The 18,815-nt window shown below is 57.7% G+C and carries 12 protein-coding genes; 1 reads left to right on the forward strand and 11 read right to left on the reverse strand.

The window, feature by feature from the left end; all coding sequences use genetic code 11:
- Positions 1-92: 92 nt before the first annotated feature.
- The 10 genes from G411_RS0103115 to G411_RS0103160 all read right to left on the reverse strand — a co-directional run bounded on the left by G411_RS0103115 (position 93) and on the right by G411_RS0103160 (position 16,093).
- A complete protein-coding gene (locus tag G411_RS0103115; RefSeq protein ID WP_022957714.1) occupies positions 93-953 on the reverse strand; it encodes an SDR family NAD(P)-dependent oxidoreductase in 861 nt (286 codons plus the stop codon).
- A gap of 133 nt (positions 954-1,086) precedes the next feature.
- The gene (locus G411_RS19135) at positions 1,087-2,019 is read right to left on the reverse strand and encodes a transglutaminase family protein (protein WP_022957715.1); all 933 of its coding nucleotides are present in this window, start codon (positions 2,017-2,019) and stop codon (positions 1,087-1,089) included.
- Entirely contained in the window at positions 2,016-4,529 is a 2,514-nt protein-coding gene (locus G411_RS0103125) for a circularly permuted type 2 ATP-grasp protein (protein ID WP_022957716.1), read from the reverse strand. The genes G411_RS19135 and G411_RS0103125 overlap by 4 nt, the downstream gene beginning before the upstream one ends.
- A 96-nt stretch (positions 4,530-4,625) precedes the next feature.
- Positions 4,626-5,552 (reverse strand): alpha-E domain-containing protein, encoded by a 927-nt coding sequence (locus tag G411_RS0103130; protein WP_022957717.1) that lies wholly within the window; start codon positions 5,550-5,552, stop codon positions 4,626-4,628.
- On the reverse strand, positions 5,552-7,030 hold the full coding sequence (locus tag G411_RS0103135) for a circularly permuted type 2 ATP-grasp protein (protein ID WP_022957718.1): 1,479 nt from the start codon (positions 7,028-7,030) through the stop codon (positions 5,552-5,554). Before G411_RS0103135 ends, G411_RS0103130 begins: the two co-directional genes overlap by 1 nt.
- Before the next feature lie 219 nt (positions 7,031-7,249).
- Positions 7,250-8,878, reverse strand: coding sequence for a dihydrolipoyllysine-residue acetyltransferase (gene aceF / locus G411_RS0103140; protein ID WP_022957719.1), 1,629 nt, complete (start codon positions 8,876-8,878; stop codon positions 7,250-7,252).
- Between the two features lie 15 nt (positions 8,879-8,893).
- Complete coding sequence (gene aceE / locus G411_RS0103145) at positions 8,894-11,539, reverse strand: pyruvate dehydrogenase (acetyl-transferring), homodimeric type (protein ID WP_028968104.1); 2,646 nt, start codon at positions 11,537-11,539, stop codon at positions 8,894-8,896.
- A gap of 349 nt (positions 11,540-11,888) precedes the next feature.
- A complete protein-coding gene (locus G411_RS0103150) occupies positions 11,889-14,729 on the reverse strand; it encodes an insulinase family protein (RefSeq protein WP_022957721.1) in 2,841 nt (946 codons plus the stop codon).
- Between the two features lie 21 nt (positions 14,730-14,750).
- Positions 14,751-15,830, reverse strand: coding sequence for an AI-2E family transporter (locus G411_RS0103155; RefSeq protein ID WP_022957722.1), 1,080 nt, complete (start codon positions 15,828-15,830; stop codon positions 14,751-14,753).
- A 32-nt stretch (positions 15,831-15,862) separates the two neighbouring features.
- Positions 15,863-16,093, reverse strand: a complete 231-nt coding sequence (locus tag G411_RS0103160; protein WP_022957723.1) for a sulfurtransferase TusA family protein — start codon at positions 16,091-16,093, stop codon at positions 15,863-15,865.
- A gap of 191 nt (positions 16,094-16,284) precedes the next feature.
- On the opposite strand from G411_RS0103160, the gene G411_RS0103165 reads away from it, so the two are divergent.
- The gene (locus G411_RS0103165; RefSeq protein WP_245542363.1) at positions 16,285-17,742 is read left to right on the forward strand and encodes a M48 family metalloprotease; all 1,458 of its coding nucleotides are present in this window, start codon (positions 16,285-16,287) and stop codon (positions 17,740-17,742) included.
- 23 nt (positions 17,743-17,765) lie between these two features.
- Here G411_RS0103165 and nadA read toward each other — a convergent pair whose 3' ends face one another.
- Entirely contained in the window at positions 17,766-18,809 is a 1,044-nt protein-coding gene (nadA, locus tag G411_RS0103170; RefSeq protein ID WP_022957725.1) for a quinolinate synthase NadA, read from the reverse strand.
- Positions 18,810-18,815: the final 6 nt, after the last annotated feature.

Below are 18,815 nucleotides of genomic sequence, written 5' to 3' on the forward strand. Positions count from 1 at the left end.
CGCTAAACCCTTTTCTTTAAAAGCAAAATTCTATAGAACTGCCCGGCGCGCACTAATCCCCCAAACGGATGACAGCTCTGCGCCGCTTCCACTCACTCCACGACCGCGTCGCTGTAGCTCAGTGGGCCACCCAGCATCGCACGCGGCGACGGAGGACGATTACCGTCGACATCAACCACGCCATACTCTTCTGCCAACTCAGCGGCATAGAACACCCCGCCACTGCGCGCCATTAATGCCTCATCACGATACAGAGCATTGATTACCCTGCCGGGGAATTCAGGAGACTCGGCCATGGCAACCGCATCGGCATACAGCTCGGGCTGCGCCTCAAATACCGCCATGCTGCGTTCGGTTTTCAGCAACCCCATCCACAGCGAGACCACCGCAACGTTGAAAGGGCGGAAATCCACCGCCATATCGTGAGCCATTTTATCCACACCGGCCTTGCCCGCGCCGTAGGCGGGGCCGTGCATATAGCAACCACCACCCGCTGACGAGGTATTGACCACCAGCCCGCGCTCACTGCGGAGCAGCAACGGTGCCGCGTAGTAGCTGCTGACATAGCTGGAACGGAAGCCGACATTGAGGATGTCTTGCAGGCCGAGGGGCTTTTCCCAAAATGGCCCTGGCAGGGTCAGACCATCAGGTACCATCAGGGCGTTATTGACGAGAATATCCAGCCTGCCCTGCTCAGTATCAATCTGCTCGAACAGCGCCTTTACCTGCGTGTCATCGCTGTGATCGCAAACGACCGGCACCGCCGTCGCGCCGCGCGCTTCAATCTCTTCAGCCGTGGCAAATACCGTACCCGGCAGCGGTGCGTCGCCTTCTGACTGACTGCGTCCGGTCACGTAGATCACCCGGCCCGGCTCGGCCAATGCCAAAGCAATACCCTTGCCTGCACCACGCGAGGCGCCGGTAACGAGAATAATCTTATTGTCTGTGCTCATCGTTCCACCTGCGATTAGTTTCCAGGCGGCAAGACTGACAGGATTTTTCTCTACTGCCATCACCCAAACTGGCTAGCGACGACGGCAATGCAATGGGGAATATAGGGGCGCTGAGCATCGCCCAGCGCCGTGCTTAGGAGGACTGTTGTTGCTGCGCAGTATTGCCCGGCGCCGGCGAGCCGCCGTCCAGATCAATACGCTCTACATCGACGGCAACGGACATCTGCTGCTGAACACCGCCGCCAAAGACAACGCCGCGCAGGGGGGTTACATCGCTGTAGTCACGCCCCCAGGCCGTTGTGATGTGTTTGCCCGCCACTGCGATGCCGTTAGTGGGATCGAAATCAAACCAGCCCACACCCGGCACATACACCGCAAACCAGGCGTGGGAGGCATCGGCGCCCTTCAATTTTTCCTGTCCCGGCGGCGGCAGGGTTTCCAGATAACCGCTCACGTAGCGCGCCGCAAAACCCATGCTACGCAGCGCGCCAATGGCAAGCTGAGCAAAGTCCTGACAGACACCGCGCTTCTGGGCCATGACTTCATCGAGAGGCGTGGCGATCGTGGAAAAACCGGGGTCGTAGATGAAATCCTTGAAAATACGCTCATTCAGGGTTTGCACCGCACGGATAAACGGCGCGCCATCGGCGAACAGGTCGGCAGCGAATTTTGCCAGTTCTGCACTGGCAATAATCATCGGCGAATCATAGCGGTATTCCACCGCCTCAATATCGTCGGCAAACGCACACTGATCCAGCGCCGCGCGCACCTCGGCGCAGCTGGTCGAACTGCTGAACAGGTTGCGTTCAGCGGGGTCGACCTCCACATCGCTATCCACACGCACTTCCAGACGCTTGTGCGGCTCTTCCACATTGAAGCTGAGCAGTGTATTGCCGAAATAGTCCTGGCGATGCTGTTTGATGCTCGGATGAGGGGAAATGGTGACTTCGCTGCGCAACACGCGTTGGACCAGAGTATTTCGCGGAATCAGATAGGCCAGACTGTAGCCCCGGCTGACCTGATCAGCATAGTCGTATGCGGTGGTGTGACTGACACGGTATTTCATGATGACAGGCGCCCCCCTTGATCCAGCAACTGCGGCCCCGCGGTATGGTCAAAGTAGCGGTCGGCAATCGCCTGTGCCGTCGCCTTCAAATCTTCTTCCATCGCCAGCAGCAGGGCTTCCAGTTGTACATGGCGACCGTTTTCGACATCGCATTGCGCCAGCTCACTTGGCTGAGACAGCAGCAGCGTATTGGCCGCTTTGAGCAGACAGCGCCGATCCTGCCCCATCTGCAGGCGAGAATCCGATGCCGACAGGGCTTCCAGATGATGTTGCAGGGAATCCAGTTGGAAGGCCACCGAACGCGGGTTTTCGTGATCGAACAACAACAGCTCCAGCCCTTTCTCCAGCCGGTAGCCGCTGCGGTAATAGCGCTTGTAGACGATCCGCGATTCCAGACTGGCCAATACCGGCTTCAGCAGGGAAATCGGGCCATCTGCCTCCACCCCCGGCACCAGGGTATGGCGAAGCAGCTCCAGACTTTGCAGGGCGCGCTCAATGCGTCGCCCCATCTCCATAAATCGCCAGGCGCGCGACCGCACCATGCTTTCCTGGCTCAAGCCCGACAGGGCCAGCAAGGTGGTGACCAGAGGATCAAACAGCTCTTCCGGCGCCGACTGCAATTGCCGCGCAAGATGCCGGTTGAGGTAATCCATGCCGTCGCGAATATCATTGATCAGTCGCAGCATGTCGGTCGAAAACAACTCTTTCACACCATCAGCGGCGTGCAGGATCGACTCAAGATTACTGGCGATGCTGCCTATTCGCGCACGATTCGCGACGACATCCAGCAACTCCTGCTCGGGCGCCTGCAGGTTTTCTTCGGTCGTAAAACCCGGATAGGTATCGGTGATGTGTGTGACGGCTTGCAACAGCGTTGTCAGCATCTCCGTTGGGAGCGGCTCAATGCTGTGCAATTCTTCAAAGATGGTTCGCGTCAGGCGCAGCCCCGATTCAGCGCGCTCGGCATAGCGGCCGAACCAGAACAGGTTCTCCACCACCCGGCTGGGCAGACTCAGGCTGCCCTCTGGCCCGCGACTCTGCTCCCCGTCGATATTGCTGATCTGCGCCTCGGGTTCGGAGGCCAGAATCCAGGTGTCCTTGCTGCCACCCCCGTGGCTGACAATATGTCGGGTGTCAGCCGAGGCACCGACATGCGTCAGCCCGCCCGGCATCACACTGTAAGAACTGCCAGCCGCAACGGTGTAGCCGCGCAGCAGCATGGGGCGACTGCCGAGTTTGTCGCCGTCCAATACAGCGGTGTGCGATGGCGCGACCGCATACTGCGCAACATAAGCCTGCGGACGCGCCATGACCGAGGCCAACAAGGCGTCGCGCTGCCCCGGCGCCAGATCTCCGACAAACACACTGTGGTTGTTGTCGCTGCGGTAACAGGGGCGAATCAACAGCTTTTCAAAGTGCTCGCGCACATACTTCAGATCAGCCGGATCGCCACACCACCAGCTCGGCACTGACGTCAGCCGCAATTCGCGTCCGAGAAAATGACGGGCAATCGCCGGCATATATTTGGCCAGCGCAGGATTTTCCAAAATCCCGCTGCCCAGCGGATTTGCCATCGCAACCGCACCGCTGCGCACCACTTCCAGCAATCCCGGCACGCCCAGCCCACCACTGGAATGGCTGACGAGCGGGTCCGTGTGGCAGTCATCGGTGCGCCGCAACACCACATCCACCCGGCGCAAGCCATCCAACGACTCCAGCCAAAGTGCGCCTTTGCGCACCGTGAGGTCCCGGGCCTGAACAAGGGGGTAGCCGAGATAGTTCGCGAGAAACGCATCCTCGAATGAGCTTTCCTGATAGGCACCGCGCGTCAGATACACAATCAGCGGCGAGTCCTTGTGTCCCGCCAGTTCCGACAGTTTTCGCCGCCATTGCAGGAAGAAGTTGGCCAGTCGGTGAACGTGGGCATCGCGGAACAGGCTGGGCATAACCCGGCGGAGCACGGTGCGGTTTTCCAGCGCGTAGCCGGTCCCCGGCGGCGCCTGACTGCGGTCACCGATCACCATCCACTCACCGCTGCGGTCCCTGACCAGATCGGCCGCATGGAAAATCAGCTGATGCTCACCGGGCAAGCGAATACCATCACAGGCCCGCAGAAAGCCGGGGTGGCCGAAGACCAGTCCCGGCGGAATCACTTTATTACTAATCAGGGTCCGCGGACCGTAGAGGTCGGCCAGAATCAGATTCAGCAGCTCGGCACGCTCGCGCAGCGCGTTTTCGATGTTTTCCCATTCGCCACTGGAGAGAATCATTGGCAGCAGGTCGAGCTGCCAGGTGTGGCTGATATTGAGCTGGTCGCCGGGGCTGTAGCTGGCGCCATCATCGCGAAGAATCCGCTTGGCGGTCTGCTGGCGTTTCTGCAGCGCTGACACGCCCATCGACTGCAGCACCTCCATGGGATAGCGCCAATGCTCGCGCAGCTCACCTTCGGGGCGCAACAGCTCATCAAACTGGCTGTGTTGCGGGCGGTACAAAACAGACTCGGAAGACATGATGATTGTTTAAGCTCGTAAATACCGGCGAGGATCACCGGGCGGCGAGCAGACTACCCCAGCCGCCCCCGGGCGTAAAGCGTGGCTCACCGATATTCAGCCAGGCTGAAACCAGTTGTCCTGAATTTTCAGATGGATACCCGATACCTGTTTCTCCAGCCCATCCAGTGCTGGCAACAGCCGCTGCGGATCATCCATTTCAATATTCTTACCCAGTTTTGCCGCCAACTTTTCCACGGCACTGGCCACATCGTCGCCACCGGGCAGGCTGCTCAGCGATGCCTGCATCTGCTCCAGGCAACAGGCCACCGAGCGCGGAAACAGACGATCTTCGATCAGGAAGCGGGTAGCATCACCGGCATTCAACGCGACCCGCATTGTGCGCCGGAAAGGAGTAATTGCATCCAGTGAGCTGAGCACGCTGCTCCACACCACCTCTATCGATGGCAGCTGCTCTTGTTCGCTGAACTCTGCCGACATACTGGCGCCGGCCTCAATCGTCCGCAGCCCCATGTCGGCGCGTTCAATATTGCGACCCAGACGATAGAAATGCCAGGCGCTGTCGCGGCGCATGGTATCCACAATCAGGCCGTTAATCCCCTGGCAGGTACGAATGATTTCCTCAAGGAATTCATGGCGATTCCGACGATTAATGCCCTGCTGAATATTCTCACTGACGTAAATCTGGAATTCGTTGATCAGCTCCCAGCTTTCGGGTGGGAGCGTGTCGCGGCTGGTACGGATATTCTCCCGCACCATTTTCAGCGAGTAATTCAGGGAACCGGAATTGCTCATGTCTTCCAGCAGGAAGCGAATCACGCGTCGCTCATCCCGATTGGAAAAACGGCGTTCAAATTCGCGGTGACTGCCACTGGCAATAACCAGGTTGTGCCAGCTGATTCCGGTATCCCGAGGTAAATCCGAAAGCAGTGATGTGTAAACCTGTATCAGGCGAGCAATACTTTCCACCCGCTCCATGTAACGGGCAAACCAGTAGACCCGTTCAGCAACGCGCGACAGCATCAGCGCTCCTCCCTTCTCACAATCCAGGTATCCTTACTTCCTCCACCCTGAGAGGAATTCACCACCAGCGAGCCCTTGCGCAACGCAACACGCGTGAGACCACCGGTGGTCACCTGCAGTTTTTTGCCTTGCAACACAAAGGGCCTGAGGTCCAGATGCCGGGGCTCTGCCTCCCCCGGGCCGGTAATAACCGGCGTGGTGGACAGGCTGAGTGTCGGCTGGGCGATGTAGTTGCGCGGATTCTCCTGAACCAGCTTGCGAAACTGCTCGTGATCCTTCTTGCTGGCGTGAGGGCCGACCAACATACCGTAGCCGCCAGACTCGTTGGCGGGTTTCACCACCAGCTCCTCGATATGCTCCAGCACATACTCCCGATGTTTAGGGTCGTCGCAGAGCCAGGTTTTCACATTCGGCAAAATGGCTTTCTCGCCAAGATAGAATTCGATCATTTTTGGCACGTAGGCGTAGACCACCTTGTCATCTGCCACCCCGGCACCCGGCGCGTTGACAATGGCCACCTTGCCCGCCTTCCAGGCGCGCATCAGACCGGGCACCCCGAGTACGGATTCCTTGTTGAAGACTTCCGGGTCAAGGAACATATCGTCGATACGGCGATAAATCACATCCACCCGTTCGAGGCCGTCAATGGTTTTCATGTAGCAGTAATCGTCGTCATCCACCACCAGATCACCGCCCTCAACCAGCTCCACCCCCATCTGCTGCGCCAGAAACGCGTGCTCGAAGTACGCCGAGTTGAAGATGCCCGGTGTGAGGATAACAATGACCGGCTTGGATGAGCGCGGAGACACCGACGACAGGGTCTCCAGCAGCATGGACGGGTAGTTGTCCACGGGGAGAATCGTGTTGTTCTCGAAGAATTCCGGCAACACCCGCTTGCTGACTTCGCGATTTTCCAGCATGTAGGCAACACCCGACGGCACTCTCAGGTTGTCCTCCAACACGAAAAATTTCCCGCTGTCATCGCGCACCAGGTCGCAGCCACAGATATGCGCCCAAACCCCCTGGGGAGGCGAGAAGCCTTCGCACTCGGGCCGATAATTTTTGGAGTCGTCCAGCAGGTGTCTGGGCAGCACCCCCTCTTTGAAGATGCGCTGCCCGTTGTAGACATCATCAATGAACAAATTCAGTGCGCGAAGCCGCTGGGTAAGCCCCTCTGCGGTGCGCTGCCACTCAGTGGCATCAATAACCCTGGGAATCAAGTCGAAAGGCCAGGTTCTATCGATATTCTCCCCGTCGGAGTAGACCGTAAAACTCACCCCCATATCGCGCACGGTACGCTCCGCAGCGGTGCGTCGCGCCTCCAGCTCGGCTCTATCAAGCTCTGAAAAATGCTTGACGATAGGCTGAGCAGCTCGCCGCGGCCGACCTTTTGGAGTAATCATCTCGTCGTAGAACCGACCGCCATCATACTGCGACCAATCGATGCCGGTCGCGCTGTCCCTGCTGCTTTGCGTCATAAGCCGCTCACACCTGTTCTTGTCATCCGGCCGCCCCGGTTTGTTCGGGGCTCCGCTGTCTCTTCACTGAAGATAACTGTCTTCCGCGCTTATTTTCCAGAAAGCAAGGCGCGGGCCAAAACCACCGTAACCCCTTATAAAACCCCATAAAAACACGCACCCACAAAAAAGCCACCCTGAGGTGGCTTATTGTCGTAACGTCAATCGCATTCCTGTTCCCTACAGCAAAATGCGACGAATATCGGCCAGCAACTGCCCCAGTTCGGTAAAGAACTTACCGGCATCGGCACCATTAATCGCCCGGTGATCGTAAGACAGTGACAGCGGCAGCATCTTGCGTGGCTGGAAGGCCGTACCATCCCACACCGGCTTGATATCAAGTTTGGACACACCGAGAATCGCGACTTCCGGCGCATTGATAATCGGAGTAAATCCGGTGCCCCCGATATTGCCCAAACTGGAAATGGTGAAGCAGCCCCCCTGCATATCGGCAGGTTTGAGCTTGCGCTCCTTAGCCTTCTGCGCCAGCTCCGACGCTTCCGCAGCCAGCTCCCACAACGACTTTTTGTCGACATCGCGGATAACGGGCACCATCAGACCGACCGGCGTATCCACCGCTACGCCAATATGAACGTACTTTTTGTACACCATATTTTCGCCGTCAGCGCTCAGCGAGGCATTGAACTTGGGGTTCATGCGCAGCGCTACCGCCGCCGCTTTCAGCAGGAAAGGTAAGGGCGTAAGCTTCACGCCCTTCGCCTGAGCTTCGGCTTTCATGCTGTTGCGAAAGGCCTCCAGCTCGGTGATGTCGGCGTCATCAAACTGCGTGACATGGGGCAGGTTCAGCCAGCTACGGTGCATATTGGCCGCCGTGAGCTTATGCAGCTTGGTCAGCGACTCTACCTCGATCTCGCCAAACTGACTGAAATCCACCTCGGGAATCGCCGGAATGCCAGCGCCTCCCGCCGCAGCCGCCGGCTTAGCCGAGGTCAGCGTTTTCACATAGGCGTGCAGGTCTTCTTTAACCACCCGTCCACGCGGACCGCTGCCGGTTACCTGATCGAGGCTGATACCAAACTCACGAGCCAACTTGCGCACCGCCGGTCCAGCGTAAACCGTCTTGCCATTGCCCTCATTCGCGGAAGACTCCGACGCTGCTGGAGCGGGAGCTGGCGTGGCCGCTTTTGGCTCTGGCGGCTCCGGTGTTTTGACCCGCTCACTTTCAGCAGCTGCCGTGGACTCGACCGCGGTATCCGGCGCCGACGAACCGCTGCGCTGCATTTCAGCAATGGCAGTGCCCTCAGCCGCGGCATCGCCGACCTTGATCAGCATGCTCAATACCTTGCCACTGAAGGGCGCAGGAACTTCCATCGACGCTTTATCGGATTCGAGCACGATCAGCGAGTCGCCCTCTTCTACCTCGTCACCCGCCGCCACACACAGCTCGATAACCTCAACACCATCGCCACCGCCAATATCCGGCACCTTGACCGTTTCCGGTCCCGCGCTGGCGGTTGGCGCCGCCTCAGCTTCGTCAGCAGCGGGCGGCGCAGGCTCCTCATCGGCGGCCTCTGGCTCGGCAGCTACCGGTTCGTCAGCGGGCGCATCGCCTTCAACGTCCAGCTCCAGAATGACATCGCCTTCGCCAACGCTGTCACCCACTTTCAGGCTGATTGACACCACTTTGCCCGCCTTGGGCGCAGGGACTTCCATCGATGCCTTGTCTGACTCCAGTACCAGCAGTGAGTCTTCTACCTCGACCTGATCGCCGACGGCGACGCACACTTCAATGACTTCAACACCATCACCGCCGCCGAGGTCAGGAATTTTGATCGTTTCTGTTGCCACAAAAAACTCCTTCTCTTAGCGGTAAATCGGGTTAATTTTATCGGCATCAATGCCGTATTTGGCAATGGCCTTGCTCACGTCACTCGCGGCGACTTTACCTTCGTCAGCCAGGGCTTTCAGGGCGGCCACCACAATGTAGTGACGATCCACCTCGAAATGCGCACGCAGCTTGGCGCGGGTGTCTGAGCGTCCATACCCATCAGTACCCAATACCACATAACGATTGCGAATATAGGGTCTGAGCTGCTCACCGTAAGCTTTGATATAGTCCGTCGCGCAGATCACCGGCGCATCCTGTGCGTTCAGCAGCTCGCTGACATAGGGCACCTTCGGCTCAGCTTCCGGATGAAGCATATTCCAGCGCTCACAGTCATTCCCTTCACGACAAAGCTGATTGATGCTGGTGGCGCTCCAGATATCCGCCTCGACTTTGAAGTCAGCTTTCAACAGCTCGGCCGCCGCTTCTGCTTCGCGCAGAATCGTGCCACTGCCCATTAACTGCACTTTGAGCTTGGGCTTTTTCACACTGCTGGAACGGAGCTTATACAGTCCCTTGATAATGCCTTCCTCTGCGCCTTCGGGCATATCCGGGTGCAGATAGTTTTCGTTCATCGTGGTGATGTAATAGAAAACATTTTCCTTCTCGTGATACATGCGCCGCATGCCGTCCTGAATGATTACCGCCAATTCATAGGAATAGGTCGGGTCATAGGAATGGCAGTTGGGAATCATATTCGCCATCAGGTGGCTGTGGCCGTCCTGGTGCTGCAAGCCTTCGCCGTTGAGCGTGGTACGCCCGGAAGTCGCGCCGATCAGAAAGCCCCGTGCCTGTGAGTCGCCGGCCGCCCAGGTCAAATCCATTACCCGCTGGAAACCAAACATGGAGTAGAAGATATAGAACGGCACCATCGGATAACGATGGTTGGCATAGGACGTCGCCGCCGCCAGCCAAGCCGAGAACGCACCGGACTCAGTAATCCCCTCTTCCAGAATCTGACCGTCTTTGGATTCCTTGTAGTACATGATCTGGTCGGCATCATGGGGGGTGTAGCGCTGTCCCTGTGAGGAGTAGATCCCCAGCTGCCGGAACATGCCTTCCATGCCGAACGTACGCGCTTCATCGGGCACGATCGGCACCACGCGCCCACCCATGTTCTTGTCTTTCACCAGCGTCGAAAGCAAGCGAACAAAGGCCATCGTCGAGGAGATTTCCCGCTTGCCACTGGACTTGAGCTGGGCATCAAACTTCTCCAGCGCCGGGACATCCAGCGGTTCGAAGTCCGCCTGGCGCGCAGGCAGGTAGCCCCCCAGTGACTCGCGCCGTTTGCGCATGTACACCATCTCCGGACTGTCTTCCGGCGGGCGGTAGTACGGCACATTCTTGAGTTCATCGTCGCTAATCGGCACGGAGAAGCGATCTCGGAATTTCTTCAGTTCTTCCAGATCGAGCTTTTTCACCGAGTGCGCTTCGTTCTGCGCTTCACCGCCGCTGCCCAGACCATAGCCTTTCACGGTCATCGCCAGTACAACCGTCGGCTTGCCCTTGGTCTCCATGGCATTGGCGTAAGCCGCATAGACTTTATACGGGTCGTGACCACCGCGATTCAGGTACATGATGTCGTCGTCGGACAGGTCTTTGACCAGCTCCAGCAATTCCGGGTACTTGCCGAAGAAGTGCTCGCGAGTGTAGGCGCCACCATTGGCCTTGTAGTTCTGCAATTCGCCATCGACCACTTCATTCATCCGGCGACGCAGCAGACCGGTGTCGTCCTTCTCCAGCAGCTGGTCCCACAGACGACCCCAGATGACTTTCACGACGTTCCAACCTGCACCGCGGAACACGCCTTCCAGCTCTTGAATGATTTTGCCGTTACCGCGAACCGGCCCATCCAGACGTTGCAGGTTGCAGTTGATGACAAAGCAGAGGTTATCGAGCTGCTCACGACCTGCCAGCGCGATGGCGCCGAGAGATTCCGGCTCATCGCACTCGCCGTCACCCATGAAGCACCAGACCTTGCGGTCGCCGTGCTCAACCAGCCCGCGGCTCTGCTGGTATTTCATGACATGAGCTTGATAAATGGCCTGAATAGGGCCCAGTCCCATGCTGACGGTCGGGAACTGCCAGTAGTCGGGCATCAGCCAGGGGTGGGGATACGACGACAGGCCGTCGCCATCCACTTCGCGGCGGAAGCGGTCCAACTGATCTTCACTGAGACGCCCTTCCAGATATGAACGGGCGTACATGCCCGGCGAGCTGTGACCCTGGTAGTAAATCAGGTCCGCTTTGTCGCCACCGCGGAAAAAGTAATTAAAGCCCACATCGTAGAGAGTAGCCGACGACGAGAAACTGGAAATATGGCCACCCAGGGCATCATTATTGTCGTTGGCACGCATCACCATCGCCAGCGCGTTCCAACGAATCAGTGAGCGGATTTTGCGCTCCATGAACAGGTCGCCCGGCATACGCTTTTCATCGCGGGGCTCAATGGTGTTGCGGAATGAGGTGGTAATGGCTGCGGGCAGTTGTGCGCCATTGCGCGCGGCATGCTTGGCCAGACGCTTCATGATGAAGGTGGCACGGGCGCGACCGGCATGGGTCAACACGCCATCCATCGCTTCCATCCACTCTTGGGTTTCCTGGGGATCAAGATCTTCGCGCAGATCGGGGTCTTGCTTCATATCACAGTCCTTTCGAATAACGTGGGCTGCCTCGACCAGCAAGCGACTGCTTGATTGTGTTCCGCGTCAACGGGCGCACCGACAGGGTCAACGGTCGGCGGTTATGTGCCTGTTGGTGACGGTGATCACCTGGCCTGTATGGCGCTGCCCGGCCTTGTGAGCTGGGCAGATAACCGATTTAAATTGGATTCCCGGCGGCGGTATGGCCCTCGGGAGCGACACGATTCTCGCAGCCCCTCAATTATAAATCAAGAAAATCCAGACATTTTTATTATGAATAAAACTTTACAGTTTTATAAAAAACAATCACTTATACCCTTTCAACTCCGCATCAACGGAATAAATAGTACTGAGATTCCGCTTTGTAGGCGGCCGCATCCTTCACTGGTTCGCCGACCAGGCTGACATCGGGCCACTGCCCCAGTGAATACACCGTCAGCGCCCTGCGCTGCTCGGGCTCGAGTGTTGCCTGAATCATCTGCCACCATTGATCAAAGCTCAAATCCCGCAAAGCGGCCAGCAGCTGTTCTCGGCTGTTAAAGGCCGTATAACCCTCCAGCAGGTCCTGCCAGTGCCGACCAGCCGCCTCCCACAGGTTCTCGGGCTGCTGCTGCAGTTTGGCAATCAAGGTATCGCGGTGCGATTCAAAGTCGGCCTCAGTGACGCCGCCAGCCAGCCAGCGCTCAAGATAACTGTTCACCTCGGCCTGCAGTGCGGCCGCATCGGCGACTGGTGACTGCACCATAAAGAACAGGCCGCCCACCGCGCGCATGGGGTAAACACCCGCATTCACCACATAGCCCAGCTGCTTCTGGGTACGCAACTGATAGTAGAAATCCGCACTCATCATTTGCCCGGCCAGGCCGAGCGCCACACGATAGTCTTTTCCATCACGAGGCGCCTGCACATAGGCAAGCAAGGCCGAATCACTGTGCTCTGCAGCTACCGGAATCAGTCGCTGCCCCGACGAAAGCTTCGCTACTCCCTGTTCCGGAGGCTGAGACTGCCCGGCTTCCGGCAGCACCTCAGCGGTGAGCGCCGCCATCGCCAGTGCCTCATCGCGATCGAAATTACCTTCAAGCATCAGCCGATAACGAAAGTCTTTCAGCACCTTCTCGGCATGCAGTGCCACCTCAGCCATACTGAGCGACGCAGTTGCCGCTGCCATATCGTCCAACAGCGGGCGCTCGCTTTGCAGCATTCTCGGCAAGTCGGCTAACAGCTGCTGATACGGTGACTGCCGACGGCTGTTTTCAAAGCCTCGCATGCGCTTGCGCTTCAGCCGATCGAAACGCGCCTCGTCCCATTCCGGCGCCTTCAATACCGTCAACACGGCGGCAAGCAATTCAGCCTGCTTTTGCGAAAAACCACCCAGACTGATTTCGATACCGCGCCAATTGGCGCTCAAGCCATAGTCGAGCCCAGCCAACTGCGCCGGATACGCCACCTCATTGAGCTGGTCACGTACCATGCTGAGCCACATTTTGGTTTTAGCCAGACTCGCGGCATCCTCGCCAGCCAGCGCGGACTCCATCAGCACCATGCTGCGACCTTTTGGCAGCACGAATTGGCGGTTGGTGTTGAGCCATAGTTCACTGACGCTGTCTGCGGGCAGCGCCTGCGGAATAGTGGCCTCCCCCGGCGCAACTTTCAGCGAAAAATTGTCGGCGATAAACGGGTTGGCCGCAGGCAGTGAAAGATCTGCCTCGGGCGCCTGCTGCCACGCAGCCAGTACGGTCTTGTCTACGGTACGCAGGCCCCACGGCACATCGTAGAGGGGTTCCCGTTGAGCCGTTTCCACTCCTGGCGCGGTCAAGGTAATAATGGCCTGTTCCGGGCGCATGGCATCCAGGTAATCGCCGAGAGTGTCCGGCTGGTAATCGTTCATCAGATAATCGCCGCGGACGACTTCTGCAGCGGGATATTTTTGCAGTGAGGATGAAAGCTGAATCAACTCCTGCGTCAGGCTCGGGCGGTTGCGAAAACGAAACTGCTGGGCAGCCAGTTGCGCCTGCTCGGCATAACGCCAGGGCTCAATCCCTTCCTTTCGAATCAACTCGATGTAGCGAAATACCAGCGCCACCACGGCATCACGATTCGCCAGACCATCCTCGGTCAAACGTATGTTTACACCAAACATCGCCTGTCCTTTCAGCGACAGGCTCTGCCCGGCACTCAAGCCTTCAGCCCAGCCCTGCTCCTTGAGAGCCGACAGCAGGCTGCCCTCGCCCTCGTGACCGAGGAGATTGCCAATGTAAGACAAGGGCTTGCCGCGCCAATGCGGCTGCGCATCAGGCACCGGAAACTGAAGAGACAGGCTGCGCTGATTCTGGACGGGCTCGATATTGACCCAGCGCGGCAGCGCGCCGGGGGCAAATAAGGGCTGGGTCACACGATCATCGGGCACCGCGTGGCTGGCTACTGGCGAGAATCGCGGACGCACCATGGCTTCCAGCTCATCCAGCGAGGCATTACCGACCACCGTCAGCGCCATAATGTCGGCAGAATAATAGCGCTCATAGAAGGCGAGTAGCTGCTCGCGCAAGGCCTCTTCACGATTGGCGTGCAGGGTATCCAGATTGCCGACTGAGAACTTGCTGAAAGGGTGTCCGGGATTGAGTTGCGCTTTGAATACCGCCAGTTCTCGGCGTTGATCGTTGCGCAGACGAGCCCGGTATTCCGAGTTGACCGCATTCACCTCGCGCTGAACATAGGCCGCGTTAAACAACGGAGAAACAAAAAACTGCGCAAAACGGTCCAGCGCCCCCTCAAGAGCATCGGCGCGGATATCAAAAAAATAATTGGTATTTTCGACACTGGTAAATGCATTGTGCGCGCCGCCGTTGGCGCTGATAAAGGCCTGATATTCACCCGCCTCCGGATAGCCTTCCGTGCCGAGGAACAGCATGTGCTCAAGAAAATGTGCCAGCCCCTGATAGTCCTCCGGATCGTGGCGACTGCCAACGTTCACATCCAGTGACGCCCCCGCCTTGTCGGCGCCGGGGTCGGACACCAACAGCACTTTCAGGCCATTGTCGAGCACCAAGTAGCGATAGGCGCGCTGCTCGGTGTCGGGCAATTCAATACCGGTAGTCTCGTTGCGAAGCGCCGCACAGGCGGCCAGAAAAAAACACAGTCCAAACGTCAGGAAAAAACGCGGAGAAAAACGCACAGGCATTCCTTATAAAACCGTTTATTCAACCTCGGCGGGCACGGTGGCCTCGACTTCATCAACCCGGGGCCAGGCATAGAGTATGGCCTTCACCAGCGTTGCCAGAGGAATTGCAAAAAACACGCCCCACATTCCCCAAATGCCGCCAAAGACCAACACCGCAGCAATAATCGCGACCGGGTGCATATTGACCGCCTCGGAAAACAGGAGTGGCACCAGCACGTTGCCGTCCAGCGCCTGAATCACCCCATAGACAATACAGAGCGTAAAGAATTCACCCCCCCAGCCCCATTGCAGATACCCCACCAGCAGCACGGGAATGGTCACTACAGCAGCACCGATATAGGGGATCACCACCGACAGCCCCACCGTCAGCGCCAGCAGCGCAGCATAGTTCAGCGACATCAGCGAAAAGGCAATGTAGGAGGTCACCCCTACAATCACAATTTCGATGGCCTTGCCGCGCACATAGTTGGCCACCTGATCATTCATTTCCAACCAGACGGCGGTCAGCAGCGGACGTCGATTGGGGAGGAAGCTGGCAAACCAGCCGAGAATCATCTGTTTATCTTTGAGGAAGAAGAACACCAGAATCGGGATCAGGACAATATTAATCAGCACACCGACTAGGTTGGGCAACTGCGCCAGCGAGAATGACACCACGTATTGACCCATGGAGCCAAATTCGGCGGTCGCCAACGCCATCCATTCGCGTATCTGCGCCTCGTTAAACAACTCTGAGCGCTCCGGCAGCAACATCAGCACCTGCTGCAGCTTACGAAGCATCGTCGGCAACTCCTGTACCAAGGTCACCAACTGCTGCCAAACCAACGGCAACAACAGAATAATCACGCCGAAGAACAGCGTAATAAACAGGCCGTAGGCAATCGTCATTGCCAGCCAAGGCCGGGCGCCGACAGCCGCCAATCGGGCGATCACCCCCTGCATCAGAAATGCCAGTACCGTGCTGGCAATAATCGGAATCAGTACATGCCCGAGGCTGAGAATCAGCAGCAGAATCACTGAGATGATAATCAGCAGCACAACGGTCTCTTCTTCCGCGAAGATCCTGTCGAACCAATTGCGCACCATTCCCAGCATAGGTCAGCCTCTAAGCCCCATTAATTACTGCATTACTTTTTCTGAAGAACGTATCGAAACTCGCCGTCCCGCTCACTTTGCTCCAGCAGGGTATTGCCGCTCTGTCTGGCAAAAACCGCAAAATCACGCTGCGACCCAGCATCAGTGGCCAGCACTTCCAAGACCTCGCCACTGCCCATTCGGTTCAACGCCTGCTTGGCCTTGAGCAACGGTAATGGACAATCCAGCTGTCTCGCATCCAGTCTCTCGGCAATTTCGCTCATAGCATACCTCGTTGGCGGAAGAGCCGCAGTATAGCCTGCGGGAACGCCGAAGCAGAACCTAGTAGCACTGCACTTTTTGCGCTTTATTAGGTCTGATCCGATACCCTCTTGTATGATCAGAGGCGAGCTGTCGGCAAGGCATTGCCATCGGCCACCCAAATGGGACAGCATTTTTAAACAAGGACCCAATGGTGTTACGACCCTTACTGCTTTTGTTTGTCAGCGCCGTACTGCTCTGCAACATCGCCACCGCTGCAGAGAGCCGCCCGATCAGCCAACAGTTGCCCGAGCTGGGAGAAGTCAACGCCTCGCCCTATTCGCTGCAACAGGAGTACGATCTTGGGCGGCTTTGGCTGAAAATGTTTCGCACTCAGGTGACAACCGTCGATGACCCGCAACTGCAAAGTTATCTGGAATCGCTGCTCTACAACCTGGCAGCCAACAGTGAACTGAAACAACGCCAGCTCGACACCGTCATTGTCGACAACAGCACGATCAATGCCTTCGCGGTACCTGGCGGCGTTATTGGCGTCCACAGCGGCCTGTTCCTGTTCAGCGACAACGAGGCACAGTTCGCCGGGGTACTCGCCCACGAACTTGCTCACCTCAGCCAGCGGCATTTTTCCCGCTCCATTGATAAAGCTCGCGAAGCCAATATCCCCAGTCTGGCAGGTATGCTGGCGGGCATTATCCTCGCCGCCACGGTCGGCGCGGATGCAGGTATTGCCACGATTACGGCCAGCCAGGCGGCCGCACTCGACAGCCAACTGCGCTTCAGTCGCGAGCACGAACAAGAGGCAGACCGCGTCGGCATGGAAACCCTGTCTCGTTCGGGCATGGACCCCAACGGGATTCCGTCCATGTTCGAAAATATGAATGCCAATCTCCGCTATGCGCGTTCCAAACCGCCGGAGTTTCTGCTCACCCACCCGCTGACAGAGAACCGGATCAGCGACAGTAAAAACCGTGCGCGCAATTATCCTCGCAAGGTCTACACCGACAACTTGAACTTCCAACTGATGAAGAAGCGCGTCGAACTGCTGCACAGCAAGAAACCAGAGAATCTGCTCGCAGAGTGGCAGCGAGAAACCGACGTCAACGGCGAAGCCAAACACTATGGCCGCGTGCTCGCACTGATTGAACTCGAACGCTGGGACGAAGCCGATGCCCAACTGGCAACCCTGCTCGCCGACAATCCGCAGCGCATCGCTTACATTATCGCCCGCGCCGAGATACAGCAGGGGCAGGAAAAGGGCGAAGCGGCCATCGCCACTCTCAAGCAAGCCCTCTCACTGAGCCCGCGCAACCACTCACTGACGATGACGCTGGCCGCAATTCTTCAGGAAAATAAACTGTTCAGACAGGCCGATCAGTTACTCACGGTCCACAGCGAGCAACGCAGCGAAGACCCTCATCTTTGGTATGAATTGGCTGAAGTCCGTGGCCTGGCCGGAAATATTCTCGGCGTACATATGGCTCGTGCAGAGTATTTTATATTGGTTGCCCAGTTTGAACGCGCGTCAAAACAACTGCGCTATGCCCACCAGTTGATCGGCAGTGACAACCGCGTATTGGAAAGCAAAATTCGCCAGCGCCTGCGCGACATCGACGCGATGAAAGATGAAATGAAAGAACTACAGGGGGGCTGACACGCCCCCACGGAAAGAACGCCTCAGCGTTTCGCTGCCGCAAAGTCCAGCATGCGAGTCAGAGGTTTCATTGCCTGCTCGCCCAGCGCTGGGTCAACGTGAATTTCATTGCCGCCATTTTCCAGCACATCCAGCAGGTTTTCCAGGGCGTTCATCGCCATCCACGGGCAATTCGCACAGCTTCGACAGGTGGCACCACTACCCGCCGTGGGCGCAATAATGAACTCTTTGTCGGGCACCAGTTGTTGCAGCTTATAAAAAATGCCTTGGTCCGTCGCCACAATCATCTGTTTGTTGGGCAGGTCGCGAGCCGCATTGATGATCTGAGTGGTCGACCCCACGACATCGGCCAACTCGACCACACTGGCCGGTGACTCCGGATGCACCAGCACCGCGGCCTCGGGGTACACGGTTTTCAGGTCGATAATCCCCTGAGCCTTGAACTCTTCATGCACGATGCAGGAGCCGTCCCACAACAGCACGTCGGCGCCGGTTTCACGACGCACATAATCGCCAAGATGCTTATCCGGCGCCCACAGAATTTTCTCCCCTTCGGCATCCAGATGATCGACAACATCCAGCGCAATACTCGAGGTTACTACCCAGTCCGCTCGCGCTTTAACAGCAGCAGAGGTGTTGGCGTAAACGACTACGGTACGCTCGGGATGCTGGTCACAGAAGGCGGCAAATTCATCCGCGGGACAGCCAATATCCAGAGAGCAGGTGGCCTCCAGCGTGGGCATCAGCACGGTTTTTTCCGGAGACAGAATCTTGGCGGTCTCCCCCATGAACTTAACGCCGGCCACAATCAGCATTGAGGCAGGATGATCACGCCCGAATCGCGCCATCTCCAGGGAGTCCGAGACACAACCGCCCGTCTCTTCGGCGAGTGACTGGATTTCCGGGTCGGTATAGTAATGCGCTACCAGCACCGCATCGCGGGCCTTTAGCAAGGTTTTTATCCGTTCGCGCAATGCCGCACGCTCCCCCTCAGGGAGTTCGTTGGGCTGATTGAGCCGGGCGAGGTGATCGCGCACCAACTCTTTTGCAATTGCCTGTTCTGCCAAAACCAT

It is taken from the genome of Spongiibacter tropicus DSM 19543, from assembly GCF_000420325.1.
Classification (GTDB): Bacteria; Pseudomonadota; Gammaproteobacteria; order Pseudomonadales; family Spongiibacteraceae; genus Spongiibacter; species Spongiibacter tropicus.